Source organism: Brevundimonas bullata, from assembly GCF_003350205.1.
Classification (GTDB): domain Bacteria; phylum Pseudomonadota; class Alphaproteobacteria; order Caulobacterales; family Caulobacteraceae; genus Brevundimonas; species Brevundimonas bullata.
On the sequence record NZ_QLLC01000006.1, the window covers coordinates 45062 to 59354 of the forward strand.

At 67.1% G+C, this 14293-nt stretch carries 15 protein-coding genes; 9 read left to right on the plus strand and 6 right to left on the minus strand.

What is annotated here, in order from left to right; genetic code table 11:
* Positions 1-71: 71 nt before the first annotated feature.
* Complete coding sequence (locus DXK21_RS04180) at positions 72-1154, minus strand: ABC transporter substrate-binding protein (protein WP_162790574.1); 1083 nt, start codon at positions 1152-1154, stop codon at positions 72-74.
* A gap of 79 nt (positions 1155-1233) precedes the next feature.
* Here DXK21_RS04180 and DXK21_RS04185 point away from each other — a divergent pair, with 79 nt between their 5' ends.
* Together DXK21_RS04185 and DXK21_RS04190 are read left to right on the plus strand one after the other, a co-directional pair.
* Positions 1234-1896, plus strand: coding sequence for a response regulator transcription factor (locus tag DXK21_RS04185; RefSeq protein ID WP_114816520.1), 663 nt, complete (start codon positions 1234-1236; stop codon positions 1894-1896).
* Positions 1893-3272 carry a sensor histidine kinase gene (locus DXK21_RS04190; RefSeq protein WP_114816521.1) on the plus strand — a complete coding sequence of 460 codons (1380 nt, stop codon included), beginning with the start codon at positions 1893-1895 and terminating at the stop codon, positions 3270-3272. Before DXK21_RS04185 ends, DXK21_RS04190 begins: the two co-directional genes overlap by 4 nt.
* Before the next feature lie 152 nt (positions 3273-3424).
* On the opposite strand, the gene DXK21_RS04195 is transcribed toward DXK21_RS04190, so the two are convergent.
* A complete protein-coding gene (locus DXK21_RS04195) occupies positions 3425-4165 on the minus strand; it encodes a hypothetical protein (protein ID WP_114816522.1) in 741 nt (246 codons plus the stop codon).
* Between the two features lie 82 nt (positions 4166-4247).
* Between DXK21_RS04195 and DXK21_RS04200 the strand changes: the two genes are divergently transcribed.
* Complete coding sequence (locus tag DXK21_RS04200; RefSeq protein ID WP_114816523.1) at positions 4248-4853, plus strand: LOG family protein; 606 nt, start codon at positions 4248-4250, stop codon at positions 4851-4853.
* Between the two features lie 117 nt (positions 4854-4970).
* Positions 4971-5267, plus strand: a complete 297-nt coding sequence (locus DXK21_RS04205) for a DUF8200 family protein (RefSeq protein WP_114816524.1) — start codon at positions 4971-4973, stop codon at positions 5265-5267.
* Positions 5268-5352: 85 nt separating this feature from the next.
* On the opposite strand, the gene gltX is transcribed toward DXK21_RS04205, so the two are convergent.
* The 3 genes from gltX to DXK21_RS04220 all read right to left on the minus strand — a co-directional run bounded on the left by gltX (position 5353) and on the right by DXK21_RS04220 (position 7817).
* On the minus strand, positions 5353-6687 hold the full coding sequence (gltX, locus tag DXK21_RS04210) for a glutamate--tRNA ligase (RefSeq protein WP_114816525.1): 1335 nt from the start codon (positions 6685-6687) through the stop codon (positions 5353-5355).
* Positions 6688-6771: 84 nt separating this feature from the next.
* Positions 6772-7206 (minus strand): RNA polymerase-binding protein DksA, encoded by a 435-nt coding sequence (gene dksA / locus DXK21_RS04215; RefSeq protein ID WP_114816526.1) that lies wholly within the window; start codon positions 7204-7206, stop codon positions 6772-6774.
* A 185-nt stretch (positions 7207-7391) separates the two neighbouring features.
* Positions 7392-7817: a flagellar assembly protein FliX gene (locus DXK21_RS04220; RefSeq protein ID WP_114816527.1), complete on the minus strand. Its 426-nt coding sequence runs from the start codon at positions 7815-7817 to the stop codon at positions 7392-7394.
* 181 nt (positions 7818-7998) lie between these two features.
* On the opposite strand from DXK21_RS04220, the gene DXK21_RS04225 reads away from it, so the two are divergent.
* From DXK21_RS04225 to DXK21_RS04240, 4 genes are read left to right on the plus strand one after another with little or no spacing between them, the layout of a single operon-like run.
* Complete coding sequence (locus tag DXK21_RS04225; RefSeq protein WP_114816528.1) at positions 7999-9117, plus strand: flagellar basal body P-ring protein FlgI; 1119 nt, start codon at positions 7999-8001, stop codon at positions 9115-9117.
* The gene (locus DXK21_RS04230) at positions 9117-9422 is read left to right on the plus strand and encodes a rod-binding protein (protein ID WP_114816529.1); all 306 of its coding nucleotides are present in this window, start codon (positions 9117-9119) and stop codon (positions 9420-9422) included. The genes DXK21_RS04225 and DXK21_RS04230 overlap by 1 nt, the downstream gene beginning before the upstream one ends.
* Positions 9419-9859: a flagellar basal-body protein FlbY gene (locus tag DXK21_RS04235; protein ID WP_114816530.1), complete on the plus strand. Its 441-nt coding sequence runs from the start codon at positions 9419-9421 to the stop codon at positions 9857-9859. Before DXK21_RS04230 ends, DXK21_RS04235 begins: the two co-directional genes overlap by 4 nt.
* A gap of 55 nt (positions 9860-9914) precedes the next feature.
* The gene (locus tag DXK21_RS04240; protein ID WP_114816531.1) at positions 9915-11504 is read left to right on the plus strand and encodes an EAL domain-containing protein; all 1590 of its coding nucleotides are present in this window, start codon (positions 9915-9917) and stop codon (positions 11502-11504) included.
* Positions 11505-11851: 347 nt separating this feature from the next.
* Here the strand turns inward: DXK21_RS04240 and DXK21_RS04250 are convergent, their stop codons facing one another.
* Positions 11852-13444: an ABC-F family ATP-binding cassette domain-containing protein gene (locus DXK21_RS04250; protein ID WP_114816533.1), complete on the minus strand. Its 1593-nt coding sequence runs from the start codon at positions 13442-13444 to the stop codon at positions 11852-11854.
* A 228-nt stretch (positions 13445-13672) separates the two neighbouring features.
* On the opposite strand from DXK21_RS04250, the gene DXK21_RS04255 reads away from it, so the two are divergent.
* A complete protein-coding gene (locus DXK21_RS04255; RefSeq protein ID WP_114816534.1) occupies positions 13673-14194 on the plus strand; it encodes a group III truncated hemoglobin in 522 nt (173 codons plus the stop codon).
* Positions 14195-14293: the final 99 nt, after the last annotated feature.

A 14293-nucleotide genomic window follows, 5' to 3' on the forward strand; every position in this document is an offset into this window, starting at 1 on the left:
ACACCGTGACGGCGCGGTGACAGAAATGGGGCGAACGGAGGGGTCGAAACTTATCCACAGGTAAAGCCCGATCATGGCGCTTTTGGATCAGCCGGCGCGCGCGGCGCATCCCCCATGGCCAGTTTCCAGCGGTCAAGCAGACGTTCGCGACGCACGCGATCCAGATTGGCCAGAAGCCCAGGCCCCACGCGAATGGGCCGGGCGCCCGGCGAAGTTGCTCGCACCGTATCCCCGATGTCGTCGCGTACAGGCCGTATGCCGAGAACAGCAATGCCTCTCTGCCCTTCTCGCGACAGCAGATAATCGAGGAACAACCTCGCCGTATTCGGATGCGGCGCCGCACGCGGAATGAAGGCCACTCGGGATACCGACAGGTGATAATCGGAGGGCGTAACCAGCGCCACATCGGGATGGCGCAACGCCCAGCTCTCTCCGAACGACTGGTTCATATTATAGGCCAGCACCATCTTGCCCGAGGCGAGTTGCCCCATCATCCGCTGGCCCGACGTGTCCAGCCGCGGACGACTGCGACCCAGGGCCTCCATCAATTGCCACGCATCAGGATAGATCTGCACGTCCGCCGACAGGTGCATAAGCGCCACCCCGCTGCGTTCGGCGTCGTAGACAGTCGTTCGTCCGGCGAAAAGCTGGGGGTGGGCTTCCAGCAGGCGCAGCAGTTCCGCATGGCTCCCAGGCACGGCGTTCGCCGGCAGCAGGCGACGATTATAGGCGAAGACAATCGGTTCTGCAGTGATGCCGAATCCCTGATCGCGCCACACGGACCCGTCGGGCATGGCCCGCCGATGCGGCGAGCGATAGGCTTGGGCATAGCCGTCGTTGATCAACTTGATCTGCAGATCCATGGCTGAACTCCAGACCAGATCCGCCTTGGGCCGATTATCCTGCGTCTCGGCCACCACCCGTTCGGCGATGAGGGTGGAGTTCATGTCCTCCACCCTGACGGTGATGTCCGGGTATCGGCGACGGAAGTCCTCGATCAGAGGCTCCATCAGGCTGGTATTGGCGTATATTGTCAGCTCGCCTTCCTTTTGCGCCGCCCGTCGCACACTCGCCGACGTCGCCCCGTCCAGCGACTCGCCGCAGCCCGCCAGCAGGCAAAGCCCCGCCATCAGCCCCTTCAACAGCCAGGCCATCTTCACCGCCGCTGGTTTCCCGCTATGGTCACGGTATGCCCTCTCATCCCCCGCCCCCGCCCGGACGATTCCCGACGCCATGAGAGTCCTCGTTGTTGAAGATGACAAGGCGCTGCAACACTCCCTGACCGCCAGCCTTCGCGGCGCCGGGATGCAGACCCGCTGCACTCATCTGGGTGAAGAGGCCCTGATGCTCGAGGCCGTCGGCGATTTCGACGCCCTGATTCTGGACATCGGCCTACCTGACATTGACGGCTTTGAAATCCTGACGGCCCTTCGCGGGCGCGGCTCGACGACCCCGATCCTGATGTTGACCGCGCGCGACGCCGTCAGCGACCGTGTCGCGGGGCTGGAACTGGGCGCCGACGACTATCTGGTGAAGCCTTTCGCTCCGCCCGAGCTGGTGGCGCGCGTTCGCGCCATCGCCCGACGCAACAGGGGCCAGGCCGGCGGGGCCGTGACGATCGGCGCCCTGACCTGTGACTGGGAAGCGGGGCGGGCGCGTGTCGGCGACCGCGAACTGGACCTGCGTCCGCGCGAATGGGCCGCCCTGCGCGTCCTGATTTCCCGCGTGGGCCAGGTCGAGGAGCGCGATATGCTCGCCGCCGAAGTCTTCCATCAGGATGAAGCCGCCTCCCTCAACGCGCTCGAGGTACATGTCGGACGCCTGCGTCGTAAGCTCCAGCCGGACGGCCCCGGCGTCACCAATATTCGTGGTCGCGGCTATCGGCTGGACCCGTGACCGCACCCAGGTCGCCTCGTCCTCACAGCCTGCTCAAAAGGCTGTTCATCGCCCAGATCGCCCCCCTCAGCCTGGTGGCGGTCGTGCTTCTGGTGGCCGGGTCCTGGACGGCGCACCGCGTCGTAGAGCGCACGTCCGATCGCCTGCTGGCGGGCGCCACTCAGGCCATCCTTGAAACCGTATCCTTCAGCGACGCCCAGGTCACTGTCGATGTATCGCCCTGGTCCCTGGCCCTGCTGGACAGCCCGGAGCGCGATGCGGTCTTCTATAGCGTGCGCGAGGGCGACCGCCTGATTACCGGCTACGACGAACTCCCCATCCTGAGCGCCACAGGCGTCGACCAGCCCAGATTCGCCAATCTCACGGTTCGAGGTCTGCCGGTGCGGATGGCGCAACAATCGGTCGAAATTCCCGGCCAACCCTCCCCGGTCATCGTCTCGGTGGCTCAGAGCCTGGATTCGCGCCAGGCCAGCGTCCGTGAGTTGAACCTCAGCCTGCTGTTGCTGCCGGGGCTTCTGGTCGTGCTCGCGGCCCTCCTGATCTGGCCCGCTATCCAATGGGGTCTCTATTCCCTGAAGCGGTTAACGCGAGAACTGGCGTCACGCTCTCAAGCCGGCGCCACCGACTTTGCCCCTGCGCCGATCAACCTGGCGCCGCGAGAGCTGGCCTCGGCGCTCTCGGCCTTCAACACCTTGCTGGCGAGCCTGGAGAGATCCACCTCGGGCATGCAGCGTTTCTCGGCCGACGCCTCGCATCAGCTCAGGACGCCGCTCACCGTGGTCGCCGCCAACCTGGATCTTCTGGCGGGCTCACGCCGTCCCTGGTCCAAGGCGGATCGGCGCCTCTTGAGCGATTCCAAGGACGCCATCGCCGCCATGTCCCGGCTGATCAATCAGCTTCTGTCCACGGCGCGGGCCGACAGCGCTCCCGGACTGAACCAGGCGGACATCGGGCGGACCGTGCGCATCGCGGTGGAAAGCCTGCGCTCCAGCCTCCCCTGCGACGCCGTGCGTATGCGGCTGCCTGACGGCGTCGTCGCGGTCCAAGGCGATGAGAACCTGATCGTCGAACAGATGATCAACCTGCTGGACAACGCCTCACGCTACGGCGCGCCGCCTGTCATCGTTCATGTCGCCCGACGTGAAGGGCAGGTCCGTATCACCGTCTGGGACCACGGCCCCGGCGTCGATGACGCAGAACTGCCTCGCCTGCCCGAACGATTCTTCCGTAGCCGCACGGCGCCGCGGGCGACCGGATCAGGCCTGGGCCTGTCGATTGTCGCCAGCATGGCCAAGGCCCAGGGCGCCGAATTCCGCCTCGCCAATCGCGCTCGGCGGCCCGGACTGGTCGCGACCTTGACCTATCGCTCAGCCTAGAGGGCTCGACGGATCAAAAAAAGACCCGGCGCATTTCGCGCCGGGCTTAAAGTCGTTCGTTCGGTGATGGTGGGTGTCCTCGAAGAAAAGAAGACAGGGCCTTTGATCAACGTGTTTGGTTAATGAAATCTAAATTGTCCTAGATCGGCACATCACAGATCCGGGAACCAACTGGTCTGCCGCGCCGACGGCGACAGGGCGCGCGTCAGCCGCCATCCCGATCCCGACCGCTCGACCACACCAAGGCTCGCAGCGCCTGCCGGCCCCGGATAGGCGAAGGTCGCCTCCCCGACCGTGATGTCCATCGGTCGATCGCCCACGCCCGAGAGCGCAGCCGTCCAGCGACCGCTCGCGTCGGCGACAGCCTCGACCGCCACGCCGCCGTCTGCGGAAATGGCCACCCGTGCGCCAGGCTGCGCCCGTCCGGAGACCAGCAAGCCTCGCCCGTCGTCATCCACCGAATCCAGAACCGGACCGGCGGACAACCGACGACTGGCTCCGCCCTCGATCAACAGCGCCGCCAGATCGCCTCCGTCGCTCGCCAGGATCAATCGCTCGGGTCCTGGCGCCGGAAACTGACCGATCTGAACCTCAGGCGTCAGCAGCATGGCTGTCGGCAAGGCGCCGACGCGCAGTTCGAAGCGCCCTGCGGCGTCCGTTCCGGCGGCAAAGGCGACATCCTGATCGCCTCGCAGCACCACGCGCGCCCCCGGCGGCGCATCGCCGCGGACGATCAGACCCGCGCCCTGACGCACGACGGCGCTGATGCGCGGCGACGCCGTCCACCCGCCGTCCTGGCGGGCTTCTTCGCCCTTGTTGCGCTCGACCGGCGCGCTGCACCCTGCAAGAGCCAGCGCGACGCCTGCCCATGCGACGACAATCCGACGTTTCATCCTGACCCGCGTAGCGATATGCCTAGGTCCATCAGATAGCGCGGCGGACGCTGCCCTGTCTTCCTTCCTGTATCGAGGCCCCATGTCTTTGCCGCCCGCCACCATTGCTCCCTTCGACGGCCGTTCGGTCTGCCTGTTCTGCGGTTCGTCGGACGGAGCTGATCCGCAGTACGTCCAGGCCGCCAGCGCCTTCGGCAAGGCGACGGCCCAGGCGGGCTGGCGGCTGGTCTATGGCGGCGGCGGCGTCGGCCTGATGGGGGCCTCGGCGCGTGCGGCGCATGAAGCCGGCGGTCGCGTCGTCGGCATCATGCCGGCCTTCCTGCGCAGCCGCGAGCGCCTGTTCGACGACGTCGAGACCGTGGTCGTCACCTCGATGCATGAGCGCAAGCAGCTGATGTATGATCAATCCGACGTCTTCGTCGTGGCGCCCGGCGGCATTGGCACCCTGGAAGAAGCCATCGAGCTGTTGTCGTGGAAGCGGCTGGATCTGCACGCCAAGCCGGTCATCTTCCTGAACCTGAACGGTTTCTGGGAAAACTATTTCGCCCTCATCCGCCACAGCGTGCATGAAGGCATGACCCCGGCCAGCTTCCTCGACGCCTACATCAGCGTCGATACGGTCGAGGAGGCCGTCATCGCCATGAAAAAGGCCGACGAAACGCCGCACTTGAAACATGATCATCGGTAAGTAAACGTGGGTCAGTAAACGCCGATCCGTTGCCTCGAAACCGCATTGACAGTTTCCAAAGAAAACGGACTATGGCGTCACAAGGGCGTGCGCCCTGCCCATTTCGGAGTCTTGTCCATGCGTGCTCTTCTCGTCGCTGCAGCCCTGTTTGTCGCTGCCCCCGCCTTCGCTGCAGACGCCCCGGCCACCAGCCTGACGCTCGCGGACGCAGCCAAGGCTCCGGCCGGCCGCGTCATCGTCGACGGCGCCGCCTGGCGTTGCGAAGGCGCGTCCTGCACCGCCACCGGCGGGTCCAGTCAGCCCGCCGCCCGCGCCTGCCGCCGCGTCGTCGCCAAGCTCGGCCCGGTCACGGCCTTCAGCTACAAGGGCGAGGCTCTGGACGAACAGGCCCTGGTGACCTGCAACGCCGGCTGATCCAGCCGCCATAGCGCTGAAAACGAAAAAGGCCGCCTTCGCGACAAGGCGGCCTTTCTTGTATCTGGCTTGGAGCTTGAGGGGCTCAGCCCGCCTCGCCCTTCAGGCGACGCACGATGGCCTCGCGCCCGATCAGCGGAGCCATGGCCGCCATGTCCGGTCCGTGCGCCTGCCCTGTCAGGATCAGGCGCAGCGGCATGAACAGCCCCTTGCCCTTGGCGCCGGTCTTTTCCTTCACCGCCGTCGTCCAGGCCGACCATGCGCCCGCGTCGATGACCTCGGGCAGGACTTCCAGAGCCGCAGCCGCAAAGGCCGGGTCCTCGATCACCGGCGTGACCGGGCCGGTGACGATCCGCGCCATATCGGCCACGTCCGCGAACTTGTTCAGGTTGCCGCGCACGGTGTCCCAGAAGACCTCGCCCAGATCGACCCCCAGCCCCGCCAGACGCGGCTGCGCCTCGACATAGGTCATGGCGTGCAGGGCCTGGGCGTTCAGGCGGTCCAGGTCGGCGGTGTCGTAACGCGCTGGCGAACGCCCCATCTTGGAGAAGGCGAAGGCCTGGCCCAGGGCCTCGACCGAGGCCGCGATCTCCAGATTGTCCGAGGTGCCGATCTTGCCCAGGTGGCTGGTGATGGCGATGGGCTCATAGCCCTGATCGCGCATGTCGCTGATCGACAGCGAGCCCAGACGCTTGGACAGGGCCGCGCCGTCCGCGCCGACCAGCAGCGGCATGTGAGCGAAGCCCGGAACCTTGGCGTCCAGCGCTTCGAATATCTCGATCTGCGCCCCGGTGTTGGTGACGTGGTCCTCGCCCCGGATGATGTGGGTGATGTCCATATCGATGTCGTCGACGACCGACGGCAGCGTATAGAGGAACAGGCCGTCCTCGCGGATCAGCACCGGGTCCGACATCGAGGCGGTGTCCACCTCGGCGTGACCGCGCGCCAGATCTTCCCAGGCGACGCGCTTGCCGTCCAGCTTGAAGCGCCAGTGGGGACGACGACCTTCGGCCTCATAGGCGGCCTTCTCGGCCTCGGTCAGTTCCAGTGCTGCGCGGTCGTAGATCGGCGGCAGACCGCGCGACAACTGCACCTTGCGGCGGCGATCCAACTCGTCCGAGGTTTCATAGCAGGGATAGAGGCGGCCCGACGCCTTCAGGCGCGCGGCGGCCTCTTCATAGCGGTCGAACCGCTTGGACTGGTTGTAGCGCTCGTCCCAGACCAGACCCAGCCAGGTCAGGTCGGTCTCGATGCCGTCCTCGAACTCTTGCGTCGAACGCGCCAGATCGGTGTCGTCGATGCGCAGAACGAAAGAGCCGCCCTGCCCCTTGGCGAACAGCCAGTTCACCAGAGCGGTGCGGACATTGCCGACGTGCAGCTTACCCGTGGGAGACGGAGCGAAACGAACCTTGACGGACATGGGGGATCAACGACCTCGATAGGAAGGCGGCTTGGTCGCGCCGCCGTCCGCTCAAGTCAAGTCGATCCGCCCAATCAGTGCAGATCAGTCGTCGCGATGGACCCGTTCGCGGCGTTCGTGCCGCTCCTGGGCCTCGACCGACAGGGTCGCCGTCGGCCGCGCTTCCAGTCGGCCCAGACCGATCGGTTCGCCCGTGTCCTCACAATAGCCGTAGGACCCATCCTCGATCCGGCGCAGCGCATCCTCGATCTTGGAGATCAGCTTGCGTTGCCGGTCACGGGTCCGAAGTTCCAGCGCCCGGTCGGATTCCGACGAGGCCCGGTCCACCAGATCCGGGTGGTTCTCGGTCTCGGCTTTCAGATTAACAACAGTGCCCTTGGATTCGCGAAGGATCTCATCCTTCCACGCCAAGAGCTTGGCCTTGAAGTAGGCCAGCTGCCGCTCGTTCATAAACGGCTCGTCGTCGGTAGGACGGTAAACCACCGTATCCCCCTCGATCACAGACGCTAATGCGTTCATCGCACTCACGCTCATTTGTCTGCGCCCCCCTGCGGCGCAATGGCCGTATAGGCAAGCCGGAGAGTCGCGGCAATGGTGTTCGCGTCTCCGTGATATGGCGCAGCTAAACAAATGCGGCGGCAGTGTGGCAAAATGTCCTCACCCCGCCCGACCAGGCCGATTTTCAGCCCAGTATCCCGAGACGTCTAGGCGCGCGCCCGCGCCGCTTCCGCCTTCGCCATTTCCACGGAGGCGCGCAGATCAATCTGGTCCAGCACGCCCTTCAGCCCCGGATCGGCATCATCGGGACGTTCCTCGCGCAGGCTGCGCGCCAGTCGCTCCAGCGCCGGCGCCCCGTCCTGACCGTTCAGCAGCGCTAGTTTCAGTTCATCCAGCCGATCCAGCAGTCCGCCGCCGCGCCTGATCGCCCGACGACGACGCTCTGTGGCGTCCTCCACGCCTTGCAGGGCCATCAGAGCGGACACCCCCGCCACGCTGGACGCCGACGAGGTCGCAGCCGCCGAGGCCGGGCCCGAAGCCCCACCGCTGGCCGGCAGGCTGAAGCCGCCCGTCGAACGCGTGGGACGCGAGCCTTGCGAGGATGTTGTGCCCGAGGGGCCGGTGACCTTCATGATCCATGCTCCCGATCAGCCTGGACCATCGGGCACGACCGTCACCGCTTGGTTAACGCCTCGGCAAATTCTGCCGTTAGGCAAGGCGCAGAAACCTGACGGGCGCTGAAATCAAAGACTTTTTCTTACGGCACGAACTTCGCATGGTTAATCGCGAACGCCTCAACAGGACGTCTGTCGTATGCAGAAGTTGCTCACCGCCCTCATCGCCTCCGCTTCCGCCGCCCTGATTCTGGCGGCGGCGCCGAACGCGGCTGAGGCTCAGTCGCGCATCAAGGATATCGTCTCCATCGAAGGCGTCCGCACCAACCAGCTGGTCGGCTACGGCCTGGTGGTCGGCCTAAACGGCACCGGCGACTCCTTGCGCAACTCGCCCTTCACCCGCCAGTCGCTGGAAGGGATGATGGAGCGTCAGGGCGTCAACATCCGCGGCGCCAACCTGAACACCAAGAACGTGGCGGCGGTCATGATCACCGCCGACCTGCCGCCCTTCGCCACGCCGGGTTCGCGTCTGGACGTCGCCGTCTCGGCCATGGGCGACGCCAAGAGCCTGCTGGGCGGCACGCTTCTGGTCACAGCCCTCCAAGGCGCCGACGGCGAGATCTACGCTGTGGCCCAAGGGTCCGTTCAGACCGGCGCCGTCTCGGCTTCGGGCGGCTCCGGCTCCTCGGTGACGCGCGGCGTCCCCACCGCCGGCCGCATCGCCTCGGGCGGCGTGGTCGAGCGCGAGACCGGCTTCGACCTCTCGGCCATGCCTGTCGTGCGCCTGACCCTGCGCAACCCCGACTTCACCACGGCCCAGCGCGTCGCCGCCGCCATCAACCAGTCCTATCCCGAGAGCGCCTTCGCCGAGAACGGCACCGTCGTCGCCATCCGCGCGCCCCAGACCATGGGCATGGCCGGCTTCGTTAGCCGCGTCGAGAACCTGCCGGTCCGGGTCGACACCCCGGCCAAGGTCATCATCGACGAGGTCAACGGCGTCATCGTCATGGGCGACGCCGTCCGCATCTCCACCGTCGCCATCGCCCAGGGCAACCTGACCGTCTCGGTTCAGGAAAACCCCCTGGTCAGCCAGCCCGAGCCCTTCAGCCGGGGCGGCCAGACCGTCGTCGTGCCCCAGTCGAACATCTCGGTCGAAGAAGAAACCGGCCGCCAGATGCGCATCGTCAACGGCGGGACCTCGCTCTCGACCCTGGTCAACGGCCTGAATGCGCTGGGCGTCAGCCCGCGCGACATGATCAGCATCCTGCAGGCCATCAAGGCCGCCGGCGCTCTGCAAGCCGACATCGAGGTGATGTAATGGACGCCCTGCCCGTCGCCACCGGCTTCCTGCGCCCCGCCGACCCGACCGCCAAGCGCGGCCAGTCGCCGGAACAGATGCGCGAAACCGCCCAGGCCTTCGAGGCGAGCTTCCTGTCGCAGATGCTCAAGCCCATGTTCGAGGGCCTGGAAACCGACGGCCCCTTCGGCGGCGGCGAGGGCGAGGCCACCTGGCGCAGCTTCCTGATCGACGCCATGGCCAAGCAGGCCGTCAAGGCCGGCGGCATTGGTCTGGCCGACACCGTCATGTCCGAAATGCTCAAGATGCAGGAACAGCCCACGTGACCCCCGACGTCGAGACCTCCACCCTTCGCGCCCAGCAGCTGATCAACCTGACCCAGGCCCTGACCGCGCGCCTGAGCGCCGAAAGCGCCGCCTTCCGCGCCCATCGCGCCCAGGACGTCGCCGCGGGCATGGCCGAGACCCAGGAACTGGCCAACCTCTATCGTCGCGAGTCCGCCCAGGCCAAGGCTGCGCCCGCCTTCCTTCAGGTCATTCCCGCGGCCGAGCGAGACGCCCTGCTCGCCGCGACCGAGGCCTTCGAGGCCGTCCTGTCCGAACACGCCTCGGTCGTCGACGCCGCCCGTCAGGTGTCCGAAGGCCTGGTCCGCACCATCGCCGCCGCGGTCGCCGGCGCCCGCGCCCAGGGCGTCGGCTACGGCGCGTCAGGCCGCGCCACCGAGGGCGACGGCCGCGCCGTGGCGCTGAACCGCAAGGCCTGACGCAAGCCTGTCGCGATCCGTGGTTTATTAACGCCCCGCGGCGCATGCTTCAGCCATGAGCCTGAAATCCCGCCTCCTTGGCTTGGCCTTCGCCGCCGCCGACGCCCTGATCGAGGTCGACGGCGCCGGTCAGATCGCCTTCGCCCTGGGGTCCGGCCCGGTCGCCGGGCAAGGCTCCGCCGCCTGGATCGGCCAGCCGCTCAGCGCCCTGTTCGCCCCCGCCTGCCGCGCCGCTGTCGTCGAGGCCGCAAGCGCCCTCTCGGCGGGCGGACGTAGCCAGCCTATGGAAGTCCTGGTCGATTGCGGCGACGGTCGCGTGCGGCGCGCCATGTTCCGCGCCTTCATGCTGCCGGAACTAGCGCCGGCGGTTTCCTGCGCCTTCATCTATGAAGGCGCGCCTTTCGAGATCGCCGCTGAAGCGGACGCCTCGCCGATTTCAGATTCCTCAAGCTTCATGGACAGCGCTCGCGAGGGGCTAAGCGGCAAGTCCGGCGCCGCCCTGCAAAAGCTCGCCCTGGCCTTCATCGAGGTTCAGGGCCTGGCCGCCGCCAATGACGCCGCGAATGAGCGCATGGCGGCCCGCCTGGGCGCGCGCCTGCAACGGGTGTCCCACGACGGCGCCAGCGCGGGCCGGCTGACGCCGAACCGCTACGCCCTGATCAAGGACGCCGGGGACGGTCGCGACCTCGAGGCCGAGGTGCGCGAGGCCGGTCTGGCCGAAGGCCTGACCCTGACATCCCGCTCCAGCGAATTGGCGATCGGTTCGGACCCCTTGTGCGCCCTGCGCGCCATGCGTTTCGCGATTGAAGCCTGCCTGAAAGACAATGCGGCCCAGCCTGAACTCAGCTTCGCCGATTCACTGTCGCGCACGCTGAAAGACGCAGAGCGGTTCCGCAACATCGTCCGCAACCGCGAATTCTCGATGTTCTATCAGCCCGTGGTCGATCTGAAGACGCGCGCCGTGCACCACTTCGAGGCCCTGACCCGCTTCGGCCAGGGCAGCGGCCCCGCCTCCGCGATTCGCATGGCCGAGGAACTGGCCCTGATCGAGGACTTCGACCTCGCCGTCGCCGAAAAGATCGTCCACCGCCTGCGCCAACCTGGCTCCGGTCTGCTCAAGATCGCCATCAATGTTTCGGGCGCCTCGCTGGCCAATGACGCCTATGTCGAAGCCCTGCTGAAGATGACGGCCTCCGAGCCGGACAACCGCCGCCGCCTCATCGTCGAAGTGACCGAAACCGCCGCCTTGGCCGACATCGCCGCCGCCAACCGCCGTCTCGGCGCCCTGCGCAGCGCGGGGATCAAGGTCTGTATCGACGATTTCGGCGCCGGCGCCGCCGCCTTTGATTATCTGCTCGGCCTCTCCGTCGATACCGTCAAGATAGACGGCGCCCTGGTGCGCGGCATCGACAGCGATCCTCGTACCCGCACCCTGATCGGCCATCTGGTTGATCTATGCCGCTCACTCGACATGACCACCATCGCCGAAATGATCGAGACCGAGGAGGCCGCCCAGGCGCTTCAGACCCTCGGCGTCGGCTACGGCCAAGGCTGGCTGTTCGGCCGCGCCGAGGCGGAGCCCGTCACCATCGCCCCCTCATCCCCACGCGCCCGCCGTCAGGGCGTGATCGACGGCTGGAGCTGACGTTCCATCCTAGCTCGACGCGCCAATCCCAAGGATTTTCAGGGATTGCGAAGGCTTCGCCCTGTCTCGCTCGCCTTGGTCACATCTTGAGCCACATTACGGACGGTCTTTGACACGTCGATCTTCCTTCCCTCTCCCGCTGGGAGAGGGCTTGAGCCTCCAAGAGCGTAGCGATTGGCCAGGCAAAAGGGTGAGGGTTCAACCTTTCCATCGGCGCGAGCCGCAGCGCAACGGCTTGCGCCGACATCGCCCGAAGACCCCTCATCCGACCCTTCGGGCCACCTTCTCCCATCGGGAGAAGGACAGAAATCTCCGCCCTCCCCATTGCACCAATTGCACTGTTTTTTTCACGACCCCGTGCAATCCGGCCGCGCCAGCCGAACCTCCCGATCCACGCCGACATTGTCCATGAAGTCGCGATCATGGGTGACGATCACCAACGCCCCGTCATAGGCGGCCAGCGCCGCCTCGATGGCCGCGATGGAATCGAGGTCCAGATGGTTGGTCGGTTCGTCCAGGATCAGCAGTTGCGGCGGCTTCGCCCCCGTCATGACGCAGGCCAGGGCCGCCCTCAGCCGCTCGCCGCCTGACAGCGTCCCGACCGTCCGGTGCGCCGCCGTATTGCGGAACAGAAACCGCGCCAGGGCCGCATGGGCGTCATTCGGCGTCCCATCCGGGTTCAGCCGCCGCCAGGCCTCGATCAGCGTCTCGTCAGGCTTCAGGATCGCCGCCGTTTGATCCAGCAGCGCCGCCGTCACAGGCCGTTCGATCCGCCCCGCCGTCGCCTCCAGTTCGCCCGCGATCAGCTTCAGCAGCGTTGTCTTGCCCGCCCCGTTCGGCCCAGTGATCGCCACTCGCTCCGCCCCGGTCAGGCGCAGCGTCACAGGCCCGACGATCAACCGCCCTTCAGGACTGCGCCATTCAACGCCGTCCAACGCCAGCACGGCCTTGCCCGCCGCCAGCCCCGTGGAGGGCATGGGCACGGACAGCCGCCGCGCTCGCTCGACCTGCTCGCGCGCCTCCGTTAGCCGCGCCTCGACCTCGGTGCGGCGGCGCTCCGCCAGCCGCCCTTCCCGCGCGCCTGATTCCTCGGCCCGCTGCGCCTTGGCGTCGAGCATGATCTTGGGATCGGAGGTCCCCGTCCGATGCGCCCGTCCGGCCTTGTCGCGTTTCGCCTTCTTCTCCAGCGCCGTCTGCGCCTCTCGCGCCGCCCGCCCGACCTCGCGCTCGGCGCTTTCCAGATCGCGCTCCGCCGCCGCCCGCTCAGCCTCGCGCCGCTCGACATAGAGGTCCCAGCCGCCGCCGTAGACGCGCGCGCCCAGGCTCGACAGCTCCACGATCCGATCCATCCGCCGCAGCAGCCCTCGGTCGTGACTGACGGTCAGCACCCCGCCCGGCCAGCGCCCGACGACATCGGCCACCAAGGCCCGCGCCTCAGCGTCCAGATGGTTGGTCGGCTCGTCCAGCACGATCAGATCGGGCGCGGCCAGCATCAGCCCGGCCAACCGCAGCCTTGTCTGTTCGCCCCCGCTCAAACTGGCTGTGAGGCGGTCCAGCGCCAGCCCCGTCAGCCCGACCTGGGCCAGGGCCTCATCCAGTCGCGCCTCCAGCGTCCAGTCCGCCTCGGCCATGTCCTCGACCGAGCCCTCGCCCGCCAGCACCCGCGCCAGCAGGGCCAGAGGCTCCGTCGCGCCCAGGGTCTCGGCCACGGTTTCGCCCGGCGCGGGCTCATAGGTCTGCGCCAGCCAGCCGACCGTCCCGGCGCGCGCTGCTGTTCCCTCTGCGGGTTCGGCCAGACCGGCGACAAGGCGCAGCAGCGTGGTCTTGCCCACGCCGTTGCGGCCAACGACGGCCGTGCGCTCGCGCCCGAAGGCGAGGCTCAGATTATCGAATAGGGAATGTCCGTCAGGCGTGCGGGCCGCGACGCTGTTGAGCGTCACGAGTGCGGATGCGGACGGGTTGTGGCTTGGGTTGAACGAGGGCAAAGGCGAGCACCAGCAGCGGAGCGGAAAGGGCGAAACCGATTTCCAAAGCGCTGATCATGATCGTCGTGCCTCCTCGTCAAATACGTTGGCTTGATGAAAGGATGGGTGCTGATCTTGCGCAGCGCAACCCCAATTCTCCTCCTGCGCTTTTGCAACGCAGCGCGGCGCGCCTATGTTCCAGCCATGACCGCGTCTGACCGAACCGTCGCCTTCCACATCGACAAGCCCCTGCCCGACCGCGCTGAAGCCGCCGTTCGCCGCGCCGCAGCCGTCCAGCGGATCCGGGACGAGACCGGCATCGACGAGGCCCTGATCGACGCCCTGGTCGAGGGCTTCTACGCCCGCGTCCGCGATGACGACTTCATCGGCCCGGTCTTTGCCGAGCGCATCTCGGACTGGGGGCCGCACCTGGAACAGATGAAGCTCTTCTGGTCCTCGGTCGCCCTGTCCACCGGCGTCTATCAGGGCCGGCCCATGCCCAAACACCTGCCCCTGCCCATCGACGCCCGCCACTTCGACCGCTGGCTGCAGATCTTCGAGGCGACCGCCCGCGACCTCTGCCCGCCCGCCGCCGCCGAACATTTCATCACCCGCGCCCGCCGCATCGCCGAAAGCCTCGAACTGGGCGTCGCCAACGCCAACGGGGTCCTGGTCGGCCCCGGCGAACGCTACACACGCCCGCAGCCCGCGTGGAAACCCGACTAGCGCAAAATGTTCCCACATTGTTCTTGCTGAAAAGCGCGAATTGATCCCCATATAGCGTCGTCGCCCCGGACCGTTCCGGGGTCTCCCGCGTTCCCGGAT